Here is a 24,691-nt window from a genome sequence, read left to right on the forward strand (position 1 = left end):
CACCCCCCGGATCGAGCGAACGGTACGTCCGTCGCCTCACCCCCCGGATCGAGCGAACGGTACGTCCGTCGCCTCAGATCGACCCAACGTACCGTTCACACCATCACGAGCGGGAGCACACGGCCGGCACACCCCCGACTTCGAGCGAACGGTACATTCGTCGCCTCAGATCGACCGAACGTACCGTTCGCACGATCAGGGCACGACCAGGGCAGGAATTGGGTGAGGAAGATGCCAGCGCCGACGCACGTAGCGACTGGTTAGCCAAGGTACAGATTGTGAACCCTCTCATAGGTGCGAAGTACTCTCCGATTTTGTGCCTTTGTCCCTAGTACTTTGGCCTAGGCTGAGTGTCATGGTGGGGTTGAGCAGCTCGCGGGTGTCGCATTTGCGACTCGTTCCGACGGAACCTGAAGAACTGCAAAGGTTTGTACAAGAAGCTGGCGGAGTGCGTGGGGGCATTCAGATTGCGCGATCGTTACGTTCGAAGAGGCGCGCGGTTCCGGCGCAATACGCGATACGTATCAGCGTCGACAATGTATCCACTCAGATCTGGCGACGAATTCTCGTCGCGTCGGATTTGAATCTGGGTGACCTGCATTCGGTGGTTCAACGGGCAATGGGGTGGAGTGACCGTCATTCGCACGCGTGGTCCAAGTCAGGAACCCGATTTCCCGGCGAGGTCGAAGAGTATGTAGCTTCCGGAAGCAACGCCGAGCAGCGCCTCGCCGGACGAGTGGCGATCGTAGAGTCTGCGGTACGTCTGGACGAGGTCATGGTCTCGCCCGGCGATGAACTTAGATATCGCTACGGACGCTTCGGAAACTGGAGTCACACGCTGACACTTGAATCTTCGGAAGTACTGCCCGACGGATTCCAAATTGTGTGTGCCGCGGGTCGCGGTGCGTGTCCGCCGGAGGAATGCGTCGGGCCTGACGAGTACGAGCAGCTCCTCGGTGTCCTCGCTTCGGAGATGTTGCGCTCCCACGAATGGACCCTCGAATGGCCGCAAACCGAATTCGAGCCGACACGATTCGAGATCGCTGAGGTCAACAATCGGCTTCATATACCTCGACCGGACGAGATCGTTGCGCCGTACGACACCGCAATGCTCGTCGAATGCCTGCAACCCTCGCGAGTCCCGGAACTGCGCGCGGTCCTCGCCCGAGCCGGCATTGACGATGAGTCGGCAATCGGAGAGTTGGTCCACGTCGAGGCGGGCCAACGCCTTCAATCGGTCCTGACGCTGATCGGTGTCGAAGGGGTCGACGCTGATGACTTCTTCACGACGGTCGACGCAATGCTCGACGAACCCGAACTAGGACCTGTCAACCTTCCCAAGGGGCGATCACTCTTCGCAGTACTCAAGAGGTTTGGCCTGGTGCGAAAGCACAAAGGGCAGATTGTGCTGACGAAGCGGGGACAGTCAGCGCAGCAGGACGCATCAATCATGTGGTCGGTGATCGTCGACAGCGTTCCGGTTGCGCCGGGCGGCTCGCAGAGAGCAGTGGAACTTCTTGTCCTCCTCGCCGTAGCCGCTGGTTTGTCGCCGGCAGATCGTCATCGCTTCGTCGCGGGAGCACTGGAGTCGATTCGGTCGTCAAGCATCCTCATGTCCGGCGCTCAGACTTCCAAACGTGACACGTCCGGGAGCACCGTAGAGGTGCTCGGTTTGATCGGCGCTACGGGGTACGAGCTGGGGAAGTTCGGCACCAAAGAGGACTCTCCCTGGGCAGCTCACCTCGCTAGGGCGATCCTGCAGCGTTAACTCGCGCGTTCGATGCAGACAACCGAAACGGGGTTCGATCCGGCAATGCCGAATCGAACCCCGTTTCGTGTCCTGGTAGAGATCAGATGTTGACGCCGTAGTCGCGGGCGATGCCGGCGAGTCCGGATGCGTAGCCCTGTCCGACTGCGCGGAACTTCCACTCGCCGTTGTGGCGGTATAGCTCACCGAAAAGCATGGCGGTCTCGGTGGAAGCGTCTTCCGAAAGGTCGTATCGTGCCAGCTCGGATCCATTCGACAGATCTACGACGCGGATGTAGGCGTTGGTGACCTGCCCGAAGGACTGGAGTCGGGCATCTGCGTCGTGAATCGAGACGGGGAAGAAGATGTTGGTGACGTTGGGCGGTACAGCCGGGAGGTCGACGTTGATGACTTCGTCGTCGCCGTCACCTTCACCGGTGAGGTTGTCGCCGGTGTGCTCGATGGATCCGTCGGGCGAGCGAAGGTTGTTGTAGAAGACGAAGTGCAGGTCGGAAAGAACCTTGCGTTCCGGGCCGGTGACCAACGCGCTGGCGTCGAGGTCGAAGTCGGCACCACTGGTGCTGCGTGCATCCCAGCCGAGACCGACTGCGACCTTGGTGAGGTTGGGTGCGGCTTTCGACAGAGATACGTTGCCGCCCTTGGCAAGTGTGACGCCCATTCAGGTTCCTCTCGTTCGAACGAAGTGGATTACTTCGTTCGGGAGTTCTGTGTTGTCCGTTCTCGACTCACATTACCGTGAGCGGGTAGGTGCGGTTCGACCGAATAGCTACCTCACTCGAACAGCGCGCGAAGATCCTCGGCGTCGAGTCCGGTGCCGAGTGTCCCTTCGGCGTCCATGACATTCGAGAACAATGCCGACTTCTTGGCTTTGAGCGCCATGACCTTCTCTTCGATCGTGTCTTTGGCAATGAGACGGTAGACCATGACGTTTCGTGTCTGCCCGATGCGGTGAGTGCGATCGACCGCTTGTGACTCGGCGGCCGGGTTCCACCAAGGGTCGAGAATGAAGCAGTAGTCGGCCTCGGTGAGGTTGAGGCCGAAGCCACCAGCCTTGAGGCTGATCAGGAATACGGGGGCTACGCCAGACTTGAACTCCTCCAACACTTCACCGCGATTGCGCGTCGAACCGTCGAGATAGCTGTACGGAATTTTTTCCACTTCGAGTCGTTTGCGGACAGAACCGAGGAACCCGGTGAATTGGCTGAAGATCAACGCACGGTGTCCGCCCGCAATGACGTCGTCCAATTGCTCGACGAGAGCGTCGACCTTGGCTGAGGGGACAGGTCCGCTTTCCTCGTCGACCAGCGAGACGTCGAGACTGAGTTGGCGTAGCACCGTCAGCGATTGCAGGATCGTGAATCGGTTCTTGTCGACGTCGTCGAGCAGTCCGAGAATCTTCTGCCGTTCGCGTTGCAGGTGGGTGTCGTAGATCGCGCGATGGCTCGGATGCAACTCGATCTCGAGTATCTGTTCCTGCTTCGGCGGCAAGTCTGCAGCCACCTGTTCCTTGGTGCGCCGAACCATCAGCGGTTTGACGCGCCGCCGAAGTTGCGCCAATCGCTCTGTGTCGCCTTCCTTTTCGATGGGGTTGCGGTAGACGTCGGTGAAGGTGGTGGGACTGGGGAACAGTCCTGGTGCAGTGATCGCGAGGAGCGACCACAACTCCATGAGATTGTTTTCCATGGGAGTGCCGGTGATCGCGAGTTTGAAGGGTGCGTTCACTGCCGTCGCACACTTGTGGACCTTGGACTTGTGGTTCTTGGCGAATTGGGCTTCGTCGAGTACCAGTCCGGACCAGACGCCCGCCGAATACGCATCGGTGTCGAGGCGAAAGAGAGCGTACGACGTCACGACGATGTCCGCCCCGTCGACGAGTGTTGCCAGGTCGGTTCTTCTGCGCCGCAGAGTATCCGTGATGACAGCGGTGTGGAGGGTTGGTGCAAACTTGGCCACCTCGGATTTCCAATTGGAGACCACGCTGGTGGGAGCAACGATCAGAAAGGGCGGCGCCGCTGGATTCGATTGCCGTGCAGTGCAGATCATTGCGAGAGTTTGCAGGGTCTTGCCCAGGCCCATGTCGTCGGCGAGTATGCCTCCCAGGCTGTGCTGCCGGAGGAAGTTGAGCCAGCGGAATCCGTCGACCTGATAGGGGCGCAGTGTTGCCGTCAACGTGGCGGGGACGTCGACGGGATCGATCCCGGAACCGCCGAGCAATCCTGCGATCTGCTTCTTCCAAGCTGCTGCCTGATGTTCGACTCTTCCCAGTGCCGTCAATTCTTCCCACAGCCCGGCTTGAAACTTGCTGATCGCGAGTTTGCCGGTTGGTCGATCGAGCAGCGACCGCGCTTCGGTGATGAGTCGGTGTAGACCGAGAAGTTCGGGTGCGTCGAGTCGGAAGAAGGCGCCGTCCGGCAGCAGTATGTGAGTCTCACCCTTGCTCAGGGCGGAGAACAGCGTGGTGAACGGAACGCTTTGTCCCGCAACGTCGACGGTGACGTCGAGGTCGAACCAGTCGGATCCGCTGTTCCCGTCGGGGGCTGACGTGCTGAGGCCGATCACGACAGCGTCGTCTGCGGGCCGATAGTCGGCGGGAGTGCCCACGACGGTGAGGTCGACGTCGTCGTTCGCGTCGAGTTGGGGGAGGAGGTCGAGTGTGAACTGCATGGAATCGAGGCCGGTCAACGTTCCCGCGAGAGTGGCCTTCGCCGCGGCCGCACCGAGGCTCTTGGCAATGGCATCTTCGGCAACGTGGTTGCGGATCTCGGACTCGTCGGTGGTTGTGTCTGCGGTAGAAATGATCAGTTCGTCGGCATCGACGGTGTACTTCCATGCCGATTCGATGTCGATGCGGTGGTTGTCCGCGTAAGTGGCCATCAGTTGTAGCCGAGGACCGGACACAGTCGGTGGGTTGTAGGCGCCGTCGGAAGATATGACGGGAGCGAGGTTTCCGAGTTTGAACACGAACCGCGAAGTGAATGCATCCCGATGCTCGGCGGGTATGTCGACCGATTTTCCGGAGTCGATCAACTGCCTCAATTGGTGAGTTATCGGCGTGTGCAGTGGTGCGAGAGTGATCGCGTTGGCGGCGTCGAGCGCGAAGACGCCATGTGCCGGCGTGCCGACCAGTCCCCAGTCGGAATGAGTCACGATGTGCCCACCGGCCTGAATTCGGGGCGTCAGGCGGAGGTTGTTGTCTTCCGCTCCGTGGACGTCGAGGCAGATGCTGGCATCGTCGAGTAGGGAGATGTGGCCGAGGCCGGCCTTCGAGTGAACGAGTGAAACGCCCACGCTGATCGCCTCACGAAGAAGAGACCAGAGTTGCGGGCTCGCGAACCCGGCAAGATCGATTTCCGCGGCATTTTGGTTTCTGTAGTAATTGCCGGCGCTGTGGAGGAGATGTATGTCGCGTAGAACCCGGAGGTGATCCGCGGGGAACTGAAAAGTGCTTCCGAGCTTGTTCCAGGCGAGCCCGCCGGAGATCCACCCTCTCGCTCCTGGTTGTACGGGTTTGACGATGAGCCTTGTCGATGCGCCCTTGGTTCGGGTGGTGAATTGAATGCCAAGTCCACGTGTAGTGCGGCCGGCCGGGTCTGGTCGGAGCAACTCCTCGAGCGTGCTGTCCCATCCGAGGTGTTGTGGAGTCTTGTTCGCCTCGGCCACCGCTGCGAGCACCAACGCGACTACGTGCTTGCAGTTCATCCGCACGGGACACGTGCAGAGGCCACGCGTGAACGTTGCTTTACCGGCCGCGCTGCGACTTACCGAAATCGTGCAGGTGTACGGCTCTCGCGCAGTTCCCGATACAGCGCCGGTCAAGGTGTCAGCGGTGTCGTTCCATGCGATGGATTCGACTGCATTCTGCCGCAGGTAGGTAAGTCCGCGTTCGTAGGTGGTTGTGCCCACGACAGCGCGAATTCGGTCGAGGTCGAGGGCCCTGACTGAATCCGGTTGCACGGGGCCAGCCTAGTAGCGGTGACCGACAGATCTTGTCGTGGTCGTTTGTCCAAGAAAGTCCGAACTGCACGGTATGTTCACGGAAACATCTTTGACTGGTTTGGGAGTTTCATGAGGACTGAGCGGCGTGCGTGGATCCGATCTGCGCGCACAGGTGCGGTGTGTTTGGCCGTCTGTGCACTTTCTTTGCAGTTGGGCGGACTGTCGACGGCAGCGCCGAGTTCCGGGAGCTCGGGAAGTCTGGGCAGCGTCGAGGGCAGCGTGAGTTCGGGGTCGACGATCCCAGGACCGCTTCAGGAGGATCCGGGCCCCAAGCCGGAGCTGCGCGACGACATCGTCGTCCCGGCCATCGTCGGCGAGAAGGTGACCGCACCGCAGGCAGTCAGGCTGACGGTGGCGTCGCCTGCACTTCGACGCGAGGTCGGCGTCGAGATCTTGCTACCCGCGGACAATTCGGTTCCGCGCCCGGCGCTGTACATGCTCGAGGGCGTCGACGCCGGAGAGAAGAGCAGCGGATGGATGACGATCGGCGGCGCCCCGGCGTTCTTCGCCGACAAGAACGTCAACGTCGTGATGCTCAACGGTGGGATCGCGAGCCTGTACTCGGACTGGGAGAATCCGGATCCGCGGCTGGGACTGCACAAGTGGGAAACCTTCATCACCGAGGAGTTGCCACCGCTGATCGACGCGCGACTCAAGACCAACGGAATCAACGCGATTGCCGGCAATTCCATGGGCGCAATGGGTGCAATGATGCTCGCCCAACGCTTTCCGGACATGTATCGCGGCGTTGCCGTGTTCAGCGGCTGTTATTCCACGATGGATCCGCTCGGCCGAACTGCCGTCCAGGCCACGATTTCTTCTCGAAGCGGAGATCCGGCCAACATCTGGGGTGTGCCAGGGGGCCCGGAGTGGGAGGCACACGATTCGTTGATCAACGCAGAGAAGTTGCGTGGCAAGGAAATCTACGTGTCGACGGCAAATGGTCGTCCCGGATCTGACGAGACGCTGCAGACTCCGGAACTACTCGAGCGTCTGGTGATCGGCGGCGGCATCGAGGTTGCTGCGCACGCCTGCACCAAGATGTTCGACGCACGTTTGCAGGAGCTGAAGATTCCGGCGCAGGTGGATTACGAGCCGAACGGCACACACGCGTGGGCATATTGGCGTGAACGACTGCCCAAGGCGTGGCCGACTCTGTCCCGGGCATTGGGCGTCTGACGGTCGACAACAGTGCTCGGGTTGTGGGTGCACCACAACCCGAGCGTTGGATCACTCGCAGGCGATGCCGTCGTTGTCCCGGTCGAGATGCGGGGCATATCCGTTCTGGCCCCGGTACAACGGAGCTGCGCCGGCGTTACGCACGGCAGTGCAGTTCTGGTAATACCGCGCCGGTGCGGGAGTGTTCTGCGGCGCCGGCTGGTTCTGGGGCGCTTGCGGAGCGGGCGGTGCAGGCGGTGCGAAGACCGGGGGAAGGAACGGCTGGACTGCGTCGGCAGAGCCAGTCGGAATCATGCGTGCGATCTCGATCGGTAGGAAATCGAAAACCGTGGATGCCTGAGCGGCGGGTGCGGCAACCAGAGTGATTGCGGCGCAACCTGCGATGCTGAATGCCAGACGGCGGAGCTTCATGTGACCTCGTGTTCAACTGGGCAGCCCTTCCACTTCGGAGGGCTGTGCCGGCTGAGCATACTGGTCATAACGACCAAATGGTTTATTTCAGGAAGGGTGAAACCTGGGGTGAAAAGCAGCGTCCCCGCACCGTATTGCTCAGGGATCACCGTTGCGGGGAGCGTCGAAGCGCTCCTTGTCGAGGATTCCCTCACGCTTTGCGACGATGACCGGGACCAGTGCCTGGCCGGTGACGTTGACTGCGGTACGGCCCATGTCGACGATCGGTTCGACTGCGAGGAGCAGTCCGACGCCGGCCAGGGGAAGACCCAGGGCGGAGAGTGTGAGTGTGAGCATGACTGTCGCACCCGTAGTTCCGGCCGTTGCTGCCGAGCCGATGACCGAAACGACGACGATCAGCAGGTAATCGGTGAAGGTCAGCGGAACGTCGTAGAAGCCGGCAACGAAGATTGCCGCGATCGCGGGATAGATTGCGGCGCAACCGTCCATCTTCGTGGTGGCACCGAGCGGAACGGCGAACGAGGCGTACTCACGCGGAACACCGAGGTTGCGTTCGGTGACGCGTTCGGTCAGCGGCAGGGTGCCGATCGACGAGCGCGAGACGAATCCGAGCTGAGTTGCGGGCCAGACACCGGAGAAGAAGCTTCGAACCGAGAGACCGTGTGCGGCAATCAGGATGGGGTAGACCACGAAGAAGACAATGGCCAGACCGATGTAGATGGCGGCGGTGAAGACGCCCAGCGAGCCGATCGCATCCCAGCCGTAGGTGGCGACAGCGTTGGCGATCAGTGCGGCCGTACCGATCGGGGCGAGGCGGATGATCCACCACAGGACCTTCTGGACGATCGCGAGCAGCGAAGCGTTGAACTCGAGGAACGGCGCAGCCTTGGGACCGATCTTGAGTGCAGCAATGCCGATTGCGCCGGCGATGACGAGCAGCTGCAGGACGTTGAAGCTCAGCGATGTAGTCGCCACGCCTTCGGCGACGGAAGTCTTTGCACCCAACCCCAGGAAGTTGTTCGGAACCAGTCCGGTGATGAACGCCCACCACGAGCCGGAGCTCTTGGGTTCCTTCGCTGCTTCGGCGGCGACGTCGGTCCGTGAACCGGGATCGGTGATCAGGCCGACGATGATGCCGATGATCACAGCGATGAAAGCGGTGATCGCGAACCAGAGCAAGGTCTGGACGGCCAGGCGAGCTGCATTGGCGACCTGGCGCAGGTTGGCGATGGAGCTGACAATGGCGGTGAACACCAGCGGGATCACCGCAACGGTGAGCAGCTTGACGTAACTCGAACCGATGGTCTGCACGGTGCCGACCAACCAGTTGACGTTGCCGTCGGCTGCATCAGGCATTGCCCGGGCGACGAGACCGATGATGACGCCGAGTACGAGACCGGCGACGATCTGCGGTCCGAATGCCGTCGCCCAGGACGGAAAACGGGACGTGGACTTTTCCGGCACGCCGGTGGAGGTGGAGCTGGGCATGACTATGCCTTTCGAAAATCAAGGGAGCGAAACGCAGCGCGGCACCAGAGGCCGGGCAGATTCGAAGAAATGTTTCCTGGTACGCGTCAGGTCAGAGCGAGCGCGTACACATTGCGCTCGCCTGCAGGCGAAGGTCGACGTAACGCCGACTGGTCAGGAACAACACTGTCCACACACTACTCGCAGCTTCAACTACTCGATCCCGAGGGTCGCCGCGGGAGTTCGCTTCGTGTTCGTCGGGCGTGCCCCGATCAGTCACTGTTGGTCGGTTGACTAGTCTCGACGATCAGTAGGTGCCGCACCGGCGCCTAAGCGTCGGCAAGCGGAAGCGAGAGACCGATGAGCGTTCGGAATGCCGAGTACCCGCGTCCGAAGCATTTCCTGGTGCACCTCAGTGACACACATCTGGTGGCTCAGGGGGAGTTGTACGACGCCGTGGATGCGTCGACGAGATTGCGGGAAGTGCTCAGCGGGATCGTGGCCTCGGGCGCACGCCCGGATGCACTGATATTCACCGGCGACCTGACCGACCAGGGACACCCCGACGCATACGCGGAATTGAAAGCCATCGTGGAACCCGTGGCGGCCGAGATCGATGCGCAGGTCATCTGGGCGATGGGCAACCACGACGACCGCTCTACTTTCAGGTCTCTGCTGTTGGGCGAGGACGCCACCGATCATCCCGTCGACAACGTCTACGACCTTGACGGACTGCGGGTGATCACCCTGGATTCGTCGGTTCCCGGTCACCACTACGGTGAGATCTCGGATCGTCAATTGGATTGGCTACGCTCAGAATTGGCGGTGCCCGCGCCCGACGGAACAATTCTGGCGCTGCATCATCCGCCGGTTCCGTGCATTCAGGATCTCGCGGTTCTGGTGGAGTTGCGCGATCAGTCCCGGTTGGCAGACGTCTTGCGTGGCAGCGACGTCCGGGCGATTCTTGCTGGGCATCTGCACTATTCGACGACGGCGACGTTCGCCGGCATTCCGGTGTCCGTGGCGTCGTCGACGTGTTACACCCAGGACTTGAACGTGGAATTCGGTGGTCAGCGTGGTCGTGACGGGGCTCAGGGGTGCAACCTGGTGCACGTCTACGACGAGACAATTGTTCATTCGGTCGTTCCACTCGGCGCGCACGTGACGGTCGGTGAGCCCGTCGACGCGGCCGAGGGTGCCCGGAGGCTCAGTGCTGCCGGCATTCGAATCCTCGAGAGCGAAAAGGCGGCACGCTCGATCATCTGAGGTGGCAGGCGGTTTCCGGCACCCCGGCGCAGTTCTGGGTGATTGCCGGGCGGTCGCGTCCTCACTACCGTCGAGGTAGGTGCAGAGCTCCAGCAACAAGGACCGGCTAGCTGGACGGCAACCCTTCATGCCGATGGGGTGCCCCGGAATCACACCTGGCGATACGCGCGGTGCGTGTCGCAAGCGGCAGTCGCCACGAGAACCGTCAGTCGGGTGCTGACGGTTTCTGCGGTCGGCACTGTGCGCTCCCGAGTAGTTCTCGAACAGGAGTATGCGCCGATGACCTCCACCCCTTCTTCTCATCTTGCTCCGTTGCATCTCGCCGTAGCGCTGGACGGTGCCGGTTGGCATCCTGCAGCCTGGCGAGAGCCGCACTCGCGCCCGAGTGAGCTGTTCAGCGCGTCGTATTGGACTGACGTGGTGACGACCGCCGAGCGTGGTCTGCTCGATTTCGTCACCATCGAGGACAGTCTCTCGGTGCCGGCCAACCCACTCGAGCCCGTCGACGACGCGGTTGATCGGGTGYGCGCTCGGCTCGACGCACATCTCGTGGCCGCCCGACTGGCACCGATCACGAGCAACATCGGATTGATCCCGACCATCACCACCATTCACACCGAGCCGTTCCACGTGTCCAAAGCCGTTGCCACGCTGGATTACACCTCGCGCGGTCGCGCCGGATGGCAGGTGAAGGTTTCGGCGTCGGAATCCGAGGCAGCACAGTTCGGGCGTCGCGACATCCCCGCGCTCACCGATGCCGACCGTCAGTCGATCGTTTCAGGCGTCCTCCCGGACTTCGTGCGCGACCTGTTCGACGAAGCTGCGGAGGCGGCTGACGTAATCCGGCGACTCTGGGACAGTTGGGAGGACGACGCCGAGATCCGTGATGTCGAACAGCGTCGATTCATCGACCGGGACAAGCTGCACTACATCGACTTCGAGGGAAAGTACCTCTCGGTCCGTGGACCGTCGGTGACTCCGCGCCCGCCGCAGGGGCATCCCGTCGTTACCGCGTTGGCACATCAGCGGGTCGCGTACGAACTGGCGGCGCGGACGGCCGATCTGGTGTTCGTGACGCCGTTCGACGACGAGCAGGTCACGGCAATCCTGGGTGAAGTGCGAGCAGCCGAAGAACACGTGCAGCGCACCGGCGAACCTCTTCGGGTCTTCACCGACATCGTCGTCTTCTTCGATACGCCGGAAGAAACCGGAAAGGAACGGCTCGCTCGCCTCGACGCGCAGGCCGGCGCCGAATACCGTTCGGACGCACTGACCTTCACCGGCTCTGCTGCGGAGTTGGCGGATCTTATTCTCCGGTGGCAGCAGTTGGGAATCGACGGCTTCCGTTTGCGGCCGGGCTTCCTCGTGGACGACCTCGACGCCATCGCAGGTGAGCTGGTGCCTGAGTTGCAGCGACGCAACGTATTCCGCACCGAATATCCGCAGGCGAATCTTCGCGGACTCCTTGGTCTACCCATCGACGTTCCCAACCGCTACGCCGCCGGCACTCCGGCCGCCTGACAGACGAGGAATAGATTCTCATGAGTTCTCAGAAGCGTAAGCAGGTCATCCTGGGTGCCTACCTCGGCGGCGTCAACCATCACACTGCATGGTGGGATCCGCAGGCGGGCAGCCAGATAGAGTTCGATTCTTTCGAGCACACCGCTCGAACCGCCGAGCGTGGGAAGTTCGACTTCTTCTTCCTCGCCGAAGGCCTCGCCCTTCGTGAGCGTGCGGGACAGATTTTCGACCAAGACATCATCGGTAGGCCGGACACCTTCACGGTCCTTGCGTCGTTGGCGGCAGTAACCGAACACCTCGGATTGGCCGGCACCATCAACGCCACGTTCAACGAGCCGTACGAACTGGCCCGCCAATTCGCGACGCTCGATCAGTTGTCCGGAGGGCGTGCCGCCTGGAACGTCGTCACCTCGTTCGACGCATTCACCGGCCAGAACTTTCGCCGCGGCGGATACCTCGACCGCGCGCAACGATACGAGCGTGCGGAGGAGACCGTAGCGCTGGTGCGTGAACTGTGGGATTCGTGGCGAAGCGACGACATCGTGGCCGACAAGGCATCAGGGCACTTTCTCGCGAGACCGGATGCCGGTGAATTCGCTTTTCATGGATCGCATTTCGACGTGAACGGCCGATTCACAGTGCCGCGTAGCCCGCAAGGGCGCCCGGTTATTCTGCAGGCCGGGGTGTCGCCGCAGGGGCGCGATTTTGCTGCCGGCAATGCCGACGCGATCTTCTCACCGTACGGTCAGTTGCCCGAGGCGGCCGATTTCTATCGCGATATCAAAGCACGTGCCGTCGCGGCCGGACGTGACCCGGGTGACATCAAGATCCTGCCGTCGGCGAGTTTTGTTCTCGGCACCTCGGAGGCAGATGCGATCGAGAAGTACCGAGAGATTCGCGACCAGCAGGTCACCGGCCAGACCGCTTTGGTTCTGCTCGAACAGATCTGGAATCTCGATCTGTCGAAGTACGACCCCGAAGGACCACTACCCGATATCGCTCCGGATCCCGAGGCTCCGCCGATCATCCAGGGCCGCGCCTTCATTCACCAAGATCGTTTCGCGACCGTCGCAAAACTGCGCGCGGTAGCCGAGAGCAAGAAGTTGAATCTGCGCGAAGTGGTGATCGATCAGTTCGAGCGTGGACCGATCGTCGGTACACCGCAGCAGGTTGCCGAGAAAATAGATTCGTTTGTCAGCAACGACGGTTCGGATGGGTTCATCCTCGGGTCGCACCTTGTGCCGACCGGCCTCGACGAGTTCGTCGACGACGTGGTGCCGCTGCTGCAGGATCGAGGTGTTCTCCGCAGTGACTACGAAGGAACGACGTTGCGTGACAATCTCGGTCTGCCCATTCCGGTGCAACGGGAGCATGTGACAGCACGCTGATCGACCGAAGTAGCAAGGGCCCAGCCGAAATCGGCTGGGCCCTTGTTTTGTCTAGGCTTCCCAGGGCGCCGGGATGGGGTAATAGCTCTCCAGAAACTCCGTGATCTTGCGTGTGCGAAGTTCCAGATCGATCTCCGGAGCGCTGCCGTCGTTGAGGCAGAAGAAGTCCATGGAGCGCTTGGCGAGCAGTGAGTCCATGTCGCGCAACCCGGCTTTGACCGTCGTATCGACGTACTTGACGGCTGCGGACTTCTGTACCACCGACCGTCCACTCATCAGTGTGTAGTAGTGATACAGCGAATTGGTCACCGAGATATTGGAACTCGCGCGGAAGGTGCTTGCTGCAGTTGCGGCGAAGTCTTCGGCGAACTCGCGTTCCATCTCGGCCATCACGCTTTTGCGTAGTGGCGTCGCTGCGTGCTCCAGATGTCTGGTGGTCATCAGACCGAAGCGGTCCTGCAGCAGACGGCGGTTGACGCGGGCCGCATTCTCGAACCCGCTGCGGTCGTTGTCGTTGTGTCCCAATCCGATTCTGGTGTCGGCCTCGATGAACATGCTGATCCCACCGGGGGAGAAGAACATGTCAGGGCCGACGGGGCGACCGAAGAACATGTCGTCATTGGAGTAGAGGAAATGCTCTGCCAGACCCGGAATATGGTGCAGCTGGCACTCGACAGCTTGAGAATTGTGGGTGGGCAACACACTTGGATCGGCGAAGAACTTTTCGCTGGGCATGAACGTGACTCGCGGATCGTCGGCAAGCCAGTCCGGACGATCGGAATCGGTTGCGACGAAGATCCGCCGGATCCACGGCGCGTACATGTGGATGGATCGAAGCGCGTATTTGAGCTCGTCGATCTGACGGAAGCGCGCTTCTGATTCGTCGCCCTCTCCGACGATGTAGTTCTGCATGCGCTTGGCGCGCTGAGCCTGAAACTCCTTGGAAGAGCCGTCGACCCAGGAAAAGACCAGATCGATATCGAAGCTGATATCGGAGGCATGATCGGCGAACATGTTCTCGATAGTCGGCCAGATCCGGCCGAATCGCTCGACGGTTCCTCGGACAGCTTCTTCGGGGAGGACGGTTCGTCGTGTCAGTGAGTTCTCGACGGGTAGGACGATTTCTTCGTCGGAAATCGACCACAATTCGATTTGAACGCCGATGTTCGCGCCGTAGTTCATGCCGCTTGCGACGTGAACCCTCGGACGGAACAAGCGGAAGATCCGTGACTTGTTGGTTTTCGACAGGGCACCGTCCGCGACAAGGAGCGCGGGGCTCTTCTTCGCGTCGACGGTTTTGGAATAGAAGGGTGCGTTTGCGCATCCCTCGACAAGTGCCTGCCGCAGGTTTTTGCGCTCGGTCCAGCTCACCGCGATCACGGGGCGCTCGTCGTTTCCGCGGACGAGTAGATACTCGATTCCTGCGGCGTCGAGGATGTCGCGGATGAAGAGGAGATCTTCGACCATCGCTTCGARCGGCGTGGTGGTCGTGATCGCGAGGGCAAAACGATTCTTGAATCGGACGGTCTCGGGTAGCTCGCCCATCCGTGCGCGTGACGCGGCCGACGCCGGTTCCACGGGATTGGGGCTGTCCTGCTCCGGGGGTACGAAGTAGATGTCGTGCGGAGCGGGAGATTCTGTAATGGGATGCCTTCCGATTCTGATCCAGCTGTGTATCTGTCGCCCCCGACGCTGCGAGAGCATGGTGGCGACGAGCTCAGTCTATGCTGTCGGCGCCGAAAGTCGGACATGAGTGACGGCGATGGGTAGGGCGGGGCGAGTCGGGTACCCCGAGGGCCGAAGCGAGAGTGAAGGAGGAGAACCGATGCGTGTGAAAGCGATGGTCGGAACAGGCGCGATGGCTGTTGCGCTGGCCGCCGGCCCAGTTGCCGCAGCTTCTGCTGAAGGCGCCGAGACGGCGGGGTCGGAGGGTTCACCAGAGATGCTGACCTGCGAGGTGGTCTTCGATGCACTGGAAGACATGAGCCCGGAATGGACGGAAGAGGGGATCGATCAGGTCGAAGACTGGTGTGAGGCGATCACCGGCGAAGAAGACTGAACGTCAGCCGCGCGAGATCACTCGTCGCGACAGTCGCCACCGCCCATCTTCGAGTTCGAACTCGTCGGCGTAGCTCCCGACGCCACTGAGCTTGGGAGTTGTGGTCGTGTCGACGTAGAACGTCCACACCGCATCCGCGCGGGCTGTAGTTTCCGACGTCACGTTCACGGCGATCGCCGTGGTGACGTGACGCGTGAACGTGCCAGGCCCTTGAATTCCGGCCGCCCTGCGCTCGACTACTCCAGCAGCAATTTCTTCACGGCCACGTCGTACCTGTGCGGGGATACCGCGATCGGGATTGGCCGGCATGTTCCATTCGACCTTGCGGGTGAACTGCTCCACGTAATCCTCGACCGAGCCGGTATCGGCAAGGTGCGCGATGCGAGCGAGCGTTGAACGAATCTGTTCGGCAGGGCCCTCGGGTTGCATGCTGTCCTCCGTAGACGTGGGTGCGGCAGATCGCACGCTACAGCTCATGACGACAACGACGACGGCCTCGTCCCAGTGAGCGGCAATATTCTCCGGCGAGGGAGCGGCGAACTTTGAGATCACCTCGAGTTCAACCGTATTCGAGCCCGCAGCGTAAATGATTGAGTGTTCACAGTAGGCAGCGCCATGACGACTGCCGCGCCCGTAGGCTTGACCGACTCACAGGAGATCGCCATGTCCGTCACCGAACTCGAACGTGTCACCCAGACCCCGGAGCAGATCTACGCTGCCGGCGGAATCACCGTCCACAAAGTAGGCGAACTGATCGGCGCCCGCATCGACGGCGTCCATCTCTCCGGGGACTTGTCCGAAGAGACCGCCTACGCGATCAACTATGCGCTGGCAGCGCACAAGGTTGTGTTCTTCCGTGGGCAGCATCATCTCGACGACACGTCGCAGTACGAATTCGCCGGAACCCTCGGCACCCAGACCACCCCGCATCCGACGGTGAAGTCCAGGGGCGACAAGCTGTTGGTGCTCGACCGAGCCGCCAACAGTTGGCACACGGACGTGACGTTTGTCGACCGCATTCCGAAAGCCTCGATTCTGCGAGCGACGACCATTCCCGAGTACGGCGGAGCGACCACGTGGGCGTCCACTACCGCTGCGTACGAACAACTGCCGGCTTCGCTCAAGGTATTTGTCGAGAATCTGCGTGCCGTTCACACCAATGCCTACGACTACGCCGAGGTTGTCAACCAGGCGAACCCAGTGGACGCGCAGCGCCTGGCCTACTACGCCGAATTCACTCGCGAGATCTACGAGACCGAACACCCGGTAGTGCGGATCCATCCGGCGACGGGGGAGAAGACCCTCCTGCTCGGTCACTTCTTCAAGGAGTTCGTCGGGCTCAAGCCGTCGGAGTCGGTTGCTCTCTACCAGCTGCTGCAAGCGCGAATCATCAAGTTGGAAAACACTGTTCGATGGAACTGGACGGCCGGCGACCTGGCGATCTGGGACAACCAGGCGACTCAGCATTACGGGATCGCCGACTACGGAACTCAGGCACGCAGTGTGCACCGGGTGACGTTGGCCGGTGACGTTCCCGTCGACGTCCACGGTGAGCAGAGCCGCATCATCAAGGGCGATGCATCCGAGTTCTCGATCGTTGCAGACATCGACCGGCTTCCCGGCTTTGCCGCGAACTGATCAGTCGTGCTGCGGGTGATCCGGCGGGAACATCTGTCCCCATGAGTGATTGCATGCTCGGCACGTCCATTCCGGGGTGTCCGGTCCCACGACGCAGCCTGTTCCGGCGAGCCACGGTAGGTGATCGAATGGATGGACCGGCATCCCCGGGGAACACTGAGCGGTTCTGTGTGCACCGCAGTGTGGGCACGGTGGATTTTTCGCCAGCATGTAGTCGATGAAGTTGGTGTGCCCAGACGTGGCCATCCTTCCGGTGCACTTGCGGCACAGGACGGCTGGGTAGTCGTCACCAGATTCAGCCTGCCTGAAGATCCGTGATGCGGAATGAAAGTGAAGGCGATCGCCGCTGTTGAACTTTCGCAACGGCATCGGTGAGCTGCAACCTGTGCAGTTTCCCCGCTCGTTCATCAACGTTCGGGCGTGGGCAGCTGTGGACGTCGGATCCAGCGTGTCGATGTCGCCGAAGTAGTGCGCATAGTGCGACTGGCCGGCCGTGAGAATCCGGTCGGCCAGTGCGTCGTCGACCGGCCCTGGATCCGTGGGAAACGTGATGGACCATCGTTGTTCGAGTTCGGGAACGGTGGGCAAACCGTGGAGTTCGTACGGGCGTTCATCGACTTCCATCCGCGACGTGCCGTCGAACGGCGCAGCCACGGTCTCGATGCAGAGCAGCGTGCGAGGAGTGGTGTCGAGAACAGTGATCAACAGGTCGCCGATGGCCATCTTTCCGCGCATGATCCAGGGATCGACACGGGCACGGGGTTCGAGAAACGCGACCACGGCATCGAGCCACGGCGTGCCGAGTGCGATGAATACGTGCTGACCGGAGCTCCGCGTGATCATCGAACGATTCTCGCAAGGGCTGCCGACAACGTCAGGCTTTGACCACCTTGCGCCCGAGCAGCGATGCAACCAGTCCATCGACGAAGGTCGCTTGCCGTCCGAGGGGATCGGAAGCCGCTGCCGCGACGCTGCCGATCGAAATCGATCTCGTCAGGCCGGTCTCGCTGATGAATTCGGCGGCGAGGTGCGCTTCTCGGAATGTGAGGCCGCCCAGATGTGTCGTGTCATCGACGCCGAGAACACGCCCGTCGATGATGTCCATGTCGTAGTGGACGTGGACGCCGTTCACACCCTGGCCCGCCGCGGCGAGGACGCGAGGCATCAAGGCCGCCATGCCATGGCGATCGATCTCGTCGATCGTCACCAGCAATACCCCGTACTCGTCGAGTGCGCGCTTGTGATCGACCGTGGCGTTCTTGACGCCCACCAAGACGGTGTTCTCCAAACTGGGGCCGTGCAGATCCGCTGCCGACGACAGCAGTTGTTCGATATCGCCGTGGGAGGCGAAAATGATTGCACCCAAATCGGTTCCGGGTTCGGTGGCGATCGGAATTCTGGTGTTCTGCCAGGCCTCGGTAGTGAGCCACAGCGGCAACGTCGTGAGATCCGCGGCGGCGTTCTCGGCTTGAATGCAGCTGAAACCGATTCCGGACATGTCCTCGCGCAGACCGTGATCGAGGAGATGGCTTGCCAGCCCGGTAGTTTCGAGGTCGATCAATTCGACGCTCGCATTGGCATCGATCGGTTCGGTGCCCAGGACGTAGCGCTTTTCGACGTAGGGCGATGTCATCGCCATCAAGAGCGCGCCGTAATCGATCGTGAAGTCGATGGTGCCACCCAGTCGGTATTCGTCGCTTGTTTCTCCGGCGTCGACGAGGAGGTGATCGCTACTGGCGCTGATCACCTTCAGGCGCGGATCGATCGGGGTCAAGCCTTCCGGCGAGATGTCTTCGCGGCCGATGGACAAGATCAGGCGTCGGCTCGGCTTGTCCTCGTTGTCGAAGACGGGGCGTCGGCCGAATGCGTCTTCGCCTGAGACTCCATACGGCCGCGACGGCTTGACCTTGGCCTCGATGATGTCCGCGGTGAGAGTGAAGGCATCGTTGTTCAGCAGTTCGTACAGTCCTGGGGGAGTAGGTGATTCGGCCAGTACGATGCTGGCGCCCAAACGCAGATGGTTGATCCCCTCGGGCATCGTGCCCGTCTCGAGTAGTGGCAGCGAGAACGTATTGCCGCCGGAAACGATCGGCAGTTCGATCGAGAACCGCTTCGTGATTTCGTCGGCTAGGTAGACCAGATTCGACAGGTTGTCGACGGTCGGTTGGATGCCGCCGACGCAGGCGAGGTTCGCGCCGATTCCGATCAGTCTGATGCCCTCGATGGGAAGGATTTCAGCGACTACGTCCAACGCCTCCGCCGGCAGGATCCCTTCGCGGAGATCTCCGAGGTCGATCATCAGCACGATGTCGTGGACGACTCCTCGCGTTTGTGCTGCTCTGCCCAGAGCAGCAATCGTCGTCAACTCGGAGTTGAGGCTGATGTCCGCGTAGCGGATCGTGTCGTCGATCTCGTTCAGCGACGGTGCGCGGATCAGCATCAGGGGAACGGTGATGCCGTCGCGGCGAATGCGGGCCAGGTTGTCCAGGCGGGAGTCGGCGATCTGCGTGACGCCGCCGCGGACCATTGCTCGTGCCACTTTGGGGGATCCGCACGTAGATTTGCTGACACCGGCCACCGATATACCGTGAGCGCTGGACGCCTCGACGAGGACGCGCGCATTCTGTTCGATACGACGCAGGTCGACGGTGATGGTCGGTCCGGTCATGATCTCCCCGTTTTCTCCGAAGGCGGTTCACGATCCGGGCATTCCAGACCGGACGGTTGGCGTGAGCTGGGCAACTTTGCTCCAACTGTTGTGTCGCAGGACACTTACGTGCAGTATGAGGATACAACAGTTTCCTACCAGGCACTCTAGAGGAGCGTCGATGGCTACTCTCGTCAAACACGTACTTCGGCGCAAGCCGGCTTTGCAGATAGACCAGGAGACCGGCGCAGATACCAACGGCGGTGAGCTGACCCGCAGTATCGGTTTGGCGCAGTTGTCCATGTTCGGCATCGGCGCCACGATCGGCACCGGTATTTTCTTCGTCCTCTCGCAGGCGGTCCCGGTCGCCGGTCCGGCAGTGATCATCTCCTTCGTTGTTGCCGGTATCGTCGCGGGACTCACGGCGATCTGTTACGCGGAGTTGGCCGGAGCTGTCCCAGCGTCGGGCTCGTCGTATTCCTACGCTTACGCGACGCTCGGAGAGCTTCCGGCCATGGCCGTCGGCGCGTGTCTGCTTCTCGAGTACGGAGTCTCGGCCGCGGCGGTGTCCGTCGGATGGTCGCAATACTTGAACCAGCTGCTTGGCAACCTCTTCGGGTTCCAGATCCCCGACGCGTTGTCACAAGCGCCGGAGCAGGGCGGCATCATCAATCTGCCCGCAGTGATCCTGGTGTGCCTGTGCGGTGTTCTGCTCATCCGCGGCGCCAGTGAATCGGCCAAGGCCAACGCCATCATGGTCTCGATCAAGCTCGCAATTCTGTTGCTCTTCATCGTGGTCGGCATCGCCGGATGGAACAGCAATCACTTCGCCGACTTCGCACCGTTCGGATTCAGTGGCGTCATGTCCGCCGCCGGAATCATCTTCTTCTCGTACATCGGCCTCGACGCTGTGTCCACTGCCGGCGAAGAAGTGAAGAACCCTCGTCGCAATCTCCCTCTCGCGATCCTCATTGCGCTCGTGTCCGTCACCGCGATCTACATCGCCGTTGTCGCCGTGGCGATCGGTGCACAGGATTCCGCATCGTTCGAAGGTCAGGAAGCCGGGCTGTCCGCCATCCTCGAACAGGTGACCGGATCTACCTGGCCGGGAACACTTCTGGCCGCCGGTGCGGTGATCTCGATCTGCAGCGTCACGCTCGTGGTCATCTACGGTCAGACCCGCATTCTGTTCGCGATGTCACGCGACGGCATGATTCCGTCGATCTTCCACAAGGTGAACCCACGGACTCTGACGCCGGTGCCCAACACCATCATCGTCTGCGTCGTCATCAGCATTCTGGCCGGTTTCATTCCCATCAACTTCCTCGCTGAAATGACCAGTATCGGAACCCTGGTGGCCTTCCTCGTGGTCTCGATCGGGGTCATCATCCTGCGGCGCAGTGACCCGGACCTGCCGCGCAGCTTCAAAGTTCCCGGCTATCCGGTGACGCCGATCCTCTCGATCCTGGGTTGCCTGTGGATCATCAAGGACCTCCGAACCGTCACGATCTACGTGTTCCTCGTCTGGGTGACCGTCGCGATCATCTGGTACTTCGCCTACGGTATGAAGCACTCGCGCCTCGGGGCGAAGAACCGCGCCGAATTGGGATCGGAGTCCGAGTCATGACGCTGCTCGCGGGATACGCACCCGACGGTGACAGTTCCGGAACCGTCCATCTGGCAACGCTGTTGGCGCGCTCGTCCGGTGAACCGCTGGTGATCTGCGCGGTGATTCCCTCGCCGCCACCGCCCGGGATGGCGCGTGTCGACGCCGAATACCACCAGCAGTTGCGAGCCGAAGCCGAAGCGGCACTGGCGAAAGCGCGGTCAGACATGCCCTCCGACGTCTACGTGACCTATGTCGTGCATGAGGCTCAGTCGACGTCGAGTGGCTTGCTTGATCTCGTTCACGAGCACGAAGCCAAGATGATCGTCCTGGATTCGTCTACGGCCGGGGTGTTCGGTCACGTGGCTCTCGGCAGTGTCACCTCACGCTTGCTGCACAGCTCCGACGTTCCGGTCGCCCTGGCGCCGAGGGGATTTCGAACCAAGCCCGGTGAGGTGGTTCGCCGCGTCACCGCCGCATACTCGGGCACACCCGATCAAGACGATCTGGTGCTCGCCGCCGCGACCGTGGCTGCGCGTGTCGATGCCGGACTCAGACTGGCGGCGTTTGCAGTTCGCGCAAACGCGCAGTACACGACCACACTCGGGACCGAGGGGGATTCACCGATCATCTCTGAGTGGGCCGAGGTGGTCGAGCGCGAGACCAACGCTGCCTTCGAGCGCGTGCGTGCACTGCTCGAAATACCCGACGTCATGGAATCGGTTATCAGCCATGGTCGTAACTGGGCCGAGGCGCTCGAGGGCGTCGAGTGGGACCGAGGTGACGTTCTGACTGTCGGCTCGAGCAAGGCAGGTCCACTGGCGCGGGTGTTCCTCGGCAGTCGGGCGGCGAAGATCGTGCGGTACTCACCGGTTCCGGTGGTGGTGGTCCCGCGATCGGCGTCGACCCGAATAGTCGATCAGGCCGAAGCGGAATAGAGATCAGGGCCGACGAGCGGAGTGCTTGTCGGCCCTGTTCTTTCAGACGGAGCGAGCGAAGAGCGCCGGCTCGGAGCCGGGAACCTGAGAGACCTGCTCTCGGGCAACCAGATGGCGAAGGTGAGCTGCGCCCTCGGAGAGCGCCATCGTCTTTCCCATCGGGGAGATCTCGGCCCACGGCTTGTACCACTTCATCTTTGCCGCGACGTCCCACACGGTGAGCTTGTCGTCGGCGAACTCCTGGAGTAGGTGATCGAGTCGCTCCTGGTGATGCTCGATCAACTCGCCGGCGCGACCTCCGACGTCGTCGATCGGAATGCCGTGAGCGCCGAGACCGCGGGTGATGTTCATGTTCTGCACTCGTGCGAGCGAGTCGAGGAAATCGGCGAGGGCGTCACGTTCGTCGAGGGGGTACACGAAGTTGCCGACGTGTGGTGTCGTCTTCTGCAGGACGTGGTCGCCGGTGAACATGATGTCGGCGTCGTCGAGGTAGAAGCAGACGTGACCAGGCGTGTGGCCGGGGGTGTAGACAACGCGGAGGCCGCGGCCGGTGAGTGCGATGATCTCGTCGTCGGCGAGAAGGCGGTCGGGTGCGGACTCGGGGCCCACGGGAGACTCGCCCGCGGCAGCCAGCCGGAAGGCATCGCGGTCGGCTGCGGGTGCTCCAGCGCGTTCCATGTTCTCTAGCTGATATGCCATCCACTCGTCGTTACGCGCAGTCGACATCTGATCGAACAGGTAGTGGTCGTCCTCATGCATGGCGATCCAGGCGCCGGACGCCTCGCGGACCCGTCCGCACAGTCCGGTGTGGTCCGGATGGAAGTGCGTGACCACGACGCCCTCGATGTCGGTCACCGAATGTCCGATCTCGGCGAGCCCCGCGTTGAGGCCCTGCCAGCCGTTGTCGTCACCCCAACCAGCGTCGACCAAGATCAGTCCGCCGGGGGATTCCATGGCGTAGACGAGCGTGTGCCCGAGCGGGTTGTCCGTGATCGGGACAGGAATCTGGAATATGCCATCACCGATGGCTGCCGCACCATTCATATCAAGTACCTCTTAACGAGTAAGGGAACGCACTCTTAGTACTTCATGTTTACCGTGCGCTTGATTGGTCGGTGACACAGGTCCTGCCTGGCGGGAGTTCGGCATGTTTTCGGTCGACTTCGGATCGGTGAGAGTTTTATCGACTGAATGGTCTCATTGAGTCGAAAGGTCCTGCTGAATAGCGTGTTTCGCGAATTCGTTGCGTTGGGCGCGTCCTCGGATCGCGGATCCGTCGAGCAGTCGCGCACTAGCCTCCGAGGGACAGGCGTGCTGTGCGGTTATCGAGAAAGACGGGTCATGCGTTTTCAGGTTCTGGACATCATTTTCAACCCACCCCATCCAGTGACCGGCGAGGAAGTTGCCCCGTCCGATCGGCTCAACCGCGTCGTCGAACTGGCGGTTCTCGCCGAAGAACTGGGTATCGATTCGTTCTCGGTGGGTGAGCGCCACGCCGGGCCGGTTCTCTCGTCGGCGCCAACCGTCGTTTTGGGGGCAATTGCGCAGGCCACAGACAGAATCCTGCTCTCGACGGGTGTCACCGTTCTGTCGCTACTCGACCCGATTCGAGTCGCCGAAGATTTCGGAACCATCGATCAGCTCAGCCGGGGACGCCTCGAGATCGTGATCGGCAAGGGCAACGAGGTCCTTCAGTACCCGCTCCTCGGGTTGGATATCGCCAAGCAGTACGAATACCTCACCGAGAACTACGAACTCCTCAAACTGCTGATCAGCGAGGAAAACGTCAAGTGGGTGGGGACTCACCGACCATCGCTCGAGGACGCGACGACGCTACCGCGTCCCTACGACGGACCGTTCCGTATCTGGCATGGATCGGCTACCTCGTTCGAGGCCGTCGAACTCGCGGCCAAGTGGGGCGACCCCATCGTCACCGCCAACGCCTTCCAGTCTCGTGAGAACTACAAAGTGCTGATCGACCACTACCGTGAGCAGTACCTGGCGTACGGGCACGACCCGTCCAAGGCGTACGTCGGATCGGGTTCGGGCGGATTGTTCCTCGCCGACACGACCGAACAAGCGATCGAAGAGTTCCGTCCGATCTACGAAGGCGCCGTTGCGCAGGCCGACAAACGCAAGCACGATCCCAAAGCTGTCGGGAAGTCGACGAGTTTCCGGACCATCGAAGAGGCCGTCGACCGCGGGCCGGCGTTGGTCGGGTCTTCGGAACGAGTCGCCGAGAAGATCCTCGATTACCACCAGAGCTACGGCCACGATTTCCAATCGGTGTCGGTCAATCACGTGCTCGACTTCGAGCAGCAGAAGGACACTCTGCGCCGCTTTGCGGAAGAGGTTATGCCGCTGGTGAAGGCCGAACTGTCGACGACGCTGTGGACCTCGGCCGACAAAGATCGGGCGAAAGGCTTCACCGCCGTCGACTGAGCGGCCAGATCCCGGTTGCGCCAACTTTTACTGGATGGATTGGGCGGGTTGCTCTCATTGTGTCATTTAGGGGTGTGCTGAGCGCACCCCTCCTGTGCTCATAGTTGGTGAGCAGTAGTTGATCTATGTGTCAGCAGCCGATTCGACACCGGCGAGCCGGATATGGCTGGGTCAATTCGTGTTTCTTGTTCGAGGGCCAAGGAGAAAGACCCTTGCACCGAACCTGTCGAGCTCCGAAATCGGACCGCTATCCGAATCGGCGTCCGACAAATCGCCTGAATCCGAGCTCAGTAAGAAGCTCGTAGATCTCGCAGTGCGGATGCTCTTGTCAAATTGTCATTCCCGACGGAGGCAAATCGTTTGGG

Annotated in this window: 19 protein-coding genes and 1 riboswitch; of the genes, 10 read left to right on the plus strand and 9 right to left on the minus strand. The window is 61.4% G+C overall.

Features of this window, described 5'->3' with window-relative positions:
* Positions 1-355 precede the first annotated feature (355 nt).
* Positions 356-1,768 (plus strand): plasmid pRiA4b ORF-3 family protein, encoded by a 1,413-nt coding sequence (locus AC1DWA_RS22245; protein ID WP_477917041.1) that lies wholly within the window; start codon positions 356-358, stop codon positions 1,766-1,768.
* 82 nt (positions 1,769-1,850) lie between these two features.
* Here the strand turns inward: AC1DWA_RS22245 and AC1DWA_RS22250 are convergent, their stop codons facing one another.
* Together AC1DWA_RS22250 and AC1DWA_RS22255 are read right to left on the minus strand one after the other, a co-directional pair.
* A complete protein-coding gene (locus AC1DWA_RS22250; RefSeq protein ID WP_003940660.1) occupies positions 1,851-2,426 on the minus strand; it encodes a TerD family protein in 576 nt (191 codons plus the stop codon).
* Positions 2,427-2,539: 113 nt separating this feature from the next.
* Positions 2,540-5,722: a DEAD/DEAH box helicase gene (locus AC1DWA_RS22255; RefSeq protein WP_477846123.1), complete on the minus strand. Its 3,183-nt coding sequence runs from the start codon at positions 5,720-5,722 to the stop codon at positions 2,540-2,542.
* Positions 5,723-5,833: 111 nt separating this feature from the next.
* Between AC1DWA_RS22255 and AC1DWA_RS22260 the strand changes: the two genes are divergently transcribed.
* The gene (locus AC1DWA_RS22260; RefSeq protein WP_438472163.1) at positions 5,834-6,943 is read left to right on the plus strand and encodes an alpha/beta hydrolase; all 1,110 of its coding nucleotides are present in this window, start codon (positions 5,834-5,836) and stop codon (positions 6,941-6,943) included.
* 51 nt (positions 6,944-6,994) lie between these two features.
* On the opposite strand, the gene AC1DWA_RS22265 is transcribed toward AC1DWA_RS22260, so the two are convergent.
* Positions 6,995-7,354: an excalibur calcium-binding domain-containing protein gene (locus AC1DWA_RS22265; RefSeq protein ID WP_020970160.1), complete on the minus strand. Its 360-nt coding sequence runs from the start codon at positions 7,352-7,354 to the stop codon at positions 6,995-6,997.
* Between the two features lie 138 nt (positions 7,355-7,492).
* Positions 7,493-8,842: a dicarboxylate/amino acid:cation symporter gene (locus AC1DWA_RS22270; protein ID WP_477917043.1), complete on the minus strand. Its 1,350-nt coding sequence runs from the start codon at positions 8,840-8,842 to the stop codon at positions 7,493-7,495.
* A 339-nt stretch (positions 8,843-9,181) separates the two neighbouring features.
* Between AC1DWA_RS22270 and AC1DWA_RS22275 the strand changes: the two genes are divergently transcribed.
* The 3 genes from AC1DWA_RS22275 (at position 9,182) to AC1DWA_RS22285 (ending at position 12,996) form a co-directional block, all read left to right on the plus strand.
* Positions 9,182-10,087: a phosphodiesterase gene (locus tag AC1DWA_RS22275; RefSeq protein ID WP_477846125.1), complete on the plus strand. Its 906-nt coding sequence runs from the start codon at positions 9,182-9,184 to the stop codon at positions 10,085-10,087.
* A gap of 78 nt (positions 10,088-10,165) precedes the next feature.
* Positions 10,166-10,279, plus strand: a riboswitch (SAM riboswitch).
* Positions 10,262-11,608 (plus strand): LLM class flavin-dependent oxidoreductase, encoded by a 1,347-nt coding sequence (locus tag AC1DWA_RS22280; RefSeq protein WP_477917045.1) that lies wholly within the window; start codon positions 10,262-10,264, stop codon positions 11,606-11,608. Its footprint overlaps the riboswitch before it by 18 nt.
* Positions 11,609-11,628: 20 nt before the next feature.
* The gene (locus tag AC1DWA_RS22285; protein ID WP_397510523.1) at positions 11,629-12,996 is read left to right on the plus strand and encodes an NtaA/DmoA family FMN-dependent monooxygenase; all 1,368 of its coding nucleotides are present in this window, start codon (positions 11,629-11,631) and stop codon (positions 12,994-12,996) included.
* 51 nt (positions 12,997-13,047) lie between these two features.
* On the opposite strand, the gene AC1DWA_RS22290 is transcribed toward AC1DWA_RS22285, so the two are convergent.
* Positions 13,048-14,541 carry a stealth family protein gene (locus AC1DWA_RS22290; RefSeq protein WP_477917062.1) on the minus strand — a complete coding sequence of 498 codons (1,494 nt, stop codon included), beginning with the start codon at positions 14,539-14,541 and terminating at the stop codon, positions 13,048-13,050.
* Between the two features lie 280 nt (positions 14,542-14,821).
* Here AC1DWA_RS22290 and AC1DWA_RS22295 point away from each other — a divergent pair, with 280 nt between their 5' ends.
* Positions 14,822-15,055, plus strand: a complete 234-nt coding sequence (locus tag AC1DWA_RS22295; protein WP_477846126.1) for a hypothetical protein — start codon at positions 14,822-14,824, stop codon at positions 15,053-15,055.
* Between the two features lie 3 nt (positions 15,056-15,058).
* Here the strand turns inward: AC1DWA_RS22295 and AC1DWA_RS22300 are convergent, their stop codons facing one another.
* Complete coding sequence (locus AC1DWA_RS22300; RefSeq protein ID WP_477846127.1) at positions 15,059-15,607, minus strand: nuclear transport factor 2 family protein; 549 nt, start codon at positions 15,605-15,607, stop codon at positions 15,059-15,061.
* A 111-nt stretch (positions 15,608-15,718) separates the two neighbouring features.
* Here AC1DWA_RS22300 and AC1DWA_RS22305 point away from each other — a divergent pair, with 111 nt between their 5' ends.
* Entirely contained in the window at positions 15,719-16,693 is a 975-nt protein-coding gene (locus AC1DWA_RS22305) for a TauD/TfdA dioxygenase family protein (protein WP_477846128.1), read from the plus strand.
* Here AC1DWA_RS22305 and AC1DWA_RS22310 read toward each other — a convergent pair whose 3' ends face one another.
* Positions 16,694-17,536, minus strand: a complete 843-nt coding sequence (locus AC1DWA_RS22310; RefSeq protein WP_153212423.1) for a hypothetical protein — start codon at positions 17,534-17,536, stop codon at positions 16,694-16,696.
* Positions 17,537-17,567: 31 nt separating this feature from the next.
* Positions 17,568-19,361 carry an alanine racemase gene (locus AC1DWA_RS22315; protein ID WP_153212422.1) on the minus strand — a complete coding sequence of 598 codons (1,794 nt, stop codon included), beginning with the start codon at positions 19,359-19,361 and terminating at the stop codon, positions 17,568-17,570.
* A 160-nt stretch (positions 19,362-19,521) separates the two neighbouring features.
* Between AC1DWA_RS22315 and AC1DWA_RS22320 the strand changes: the two genes are divergently transcribed.
* On the plus strand, positions 19,522-20,967 hold the full coding sequence (locus AC1DWA_RS22320) for an amino acid permease (protein WP_060938958.1): 1,446 nt from the start codon (positions 19,522-19,524) through the stop codon (positions 20,965-20,967).
* A complete protein-coding gene (locus tag AC1DWA_RS22325) occupies positions 20,964-21,884 on the plus strand; it encodes a universal stress protein (RefSeq protein ID WP_477846129.1) in 921 nt (306 codons plus the stop codon). The genes AC1DWA_RS22320 and AC1DWA_RS22325 overlap by 4 nt, the downstream gene beginning before the upstream one ends.
* A 42-nt stretch (positions 21,885-21,926) precedes the next feature.
* Here AC1DWA_RS22325 and AC1DWA_RS22330 read toward each other — a convergent pair whose 3' ends face one another.
* The gene (locus AC1DWA_RS22330) at positions 21,927-22,928 is read right to left on the minus strand and encodes an MBL fold metallo-hydrolase (RefSeq protein WP_397510527.1); all 1,002 of its coding nucleotides are present in this window, start codon (positions 22,926-22,928) and stop codon (positions 21,927-21,929) included.
* A 297-nt stretch (positions 22,929-23,225) separates the two neighbouring features.
* Here AC1DWA_RS22330 and AC1DWA_RS22335 point away from each other — a divergent pair, with 297 nt between their 5' ends.
* On the plus strand, positions 23,226-24,326 hold the full coding sequence (locus tag AC1DWA_RS22335) for an LLM class flavin-dependent oxidoreductase (RefSeq protein ID WP_397510528.1): 1,101 nt from the start codon (positions 23,226-23,228) through the stop codon (positions 24,324-24,326).
* Positions 24,327-24,691: the final 365 nt, after the last annotated feature.

The sequence above is a fragment of the Rhodococcus sp. P4_F3_2 genome, from assembly GCF_056401335.1.

Coding starts and splice junctions, on each gene's coding strand:
- AC1DWA_RS22245 (WP_477917041.1), top strand. CDS start 356: ATGGTGGGGTTGAGCAGCTCGCGGGTGTCGCATTTGCGACTCGTTCCG.
- AC1DWA_RS22250 (WP_003940660.1), bottom strand. CDS start 2,426: ATGGGCGTCACACTTGCCAAGGGCGGCAACGTATCTCTGTCGAAAGCC.
- AC1DWA_RS22260 (WP_438472163.1), top strand. CDS start 5,834: ATGAGGACTGAGCGGCGTGCGTGGATCCGATCTGCGCGCACAGGTGCG.
- AC1DWA_RS22265 (WP_020970160.1), bottom strand. CDS start 7,354: ATGAAGCTCCGCCGTCTGGCATTCAGCATCGCAGGTTGCGCCGCAATC.
- AC1DWA_RS22270 (WP_477917043.1), bottom strand. CDS start 8,842: ATGCCCAGCTCCACCTCCACCGGCGTGCCGGAAAAGTCCACGTCCCGT.
- AC1DWA_RS22275 (WP_477846125.1), top strand. CDS start 9,182: ATGAGCGTTCGGAATGCCGAGTACCCGCGTCCGAAGCATTTCCTGGTG.
- AC1DWA_RS22285 (WP_397510523.1), top strand. CDS start 11,629: ATGAGTTCTCAGAAGCGTAAGCAGGTCATCCTGGGTGCCTACCTCGGC.
- AC1DWA_RS22295 (WP_477846126.1), top strand. CDS start 14,822: ATGCGTGTGAAAGCGATGGTCGGAACAGGCGCGATGGCTGTTGCGCTG.
- AC1DWA_RS22305 (WP_477846128.1), top strand. CDS start 15,719: ATGTCCGTCACCGAACTCGAACGTGTCACCCAGACCCCGGAGCAGATC.
- AC1DWA_RS22310 (WP_153212423.1), bottom strand. CDS start 17,536: ATGATCACGCGGAGCTCCGGTCAGCACGTATTCATCGCACTCGGCACG.
- AC1DWA_RS22315 (WP_153212422.1), bottom strand. CDS start 19,361: ATGACCGGACCGACCATCACCGTCGACCTGCGTCGTATCGAACAGAAT.
- AC1DWA_RS22320 (WP_060938958.1), top strand. CDS start 19,522: ATGGCTACTCTCGTCAAACACGTACTTCGGCGCAAGCCGGCTTTGCAG.
- AC1DWA_RS22325 (WP_477846129.1), top strand. CDS start 20,964: ATGACGCTGCTCGCGGGATACGCACCCGACGGTGACAGTTCCGGAACC.
- AC1DWA_RS22330 (WP_397510527.1), bottom strand. CDS start 22,928: ATGAATGGTGCGGCAGCCATCGGTGATGGCATATTCCAGATTCCTGTC.
- AC1DWA_RS22335 (WP_397510528.1), top strand. CDS start 23,226: ATGCGTTTTCAGGTTCTGGACATCATTTTCAACCCACCCCATCCAGTG.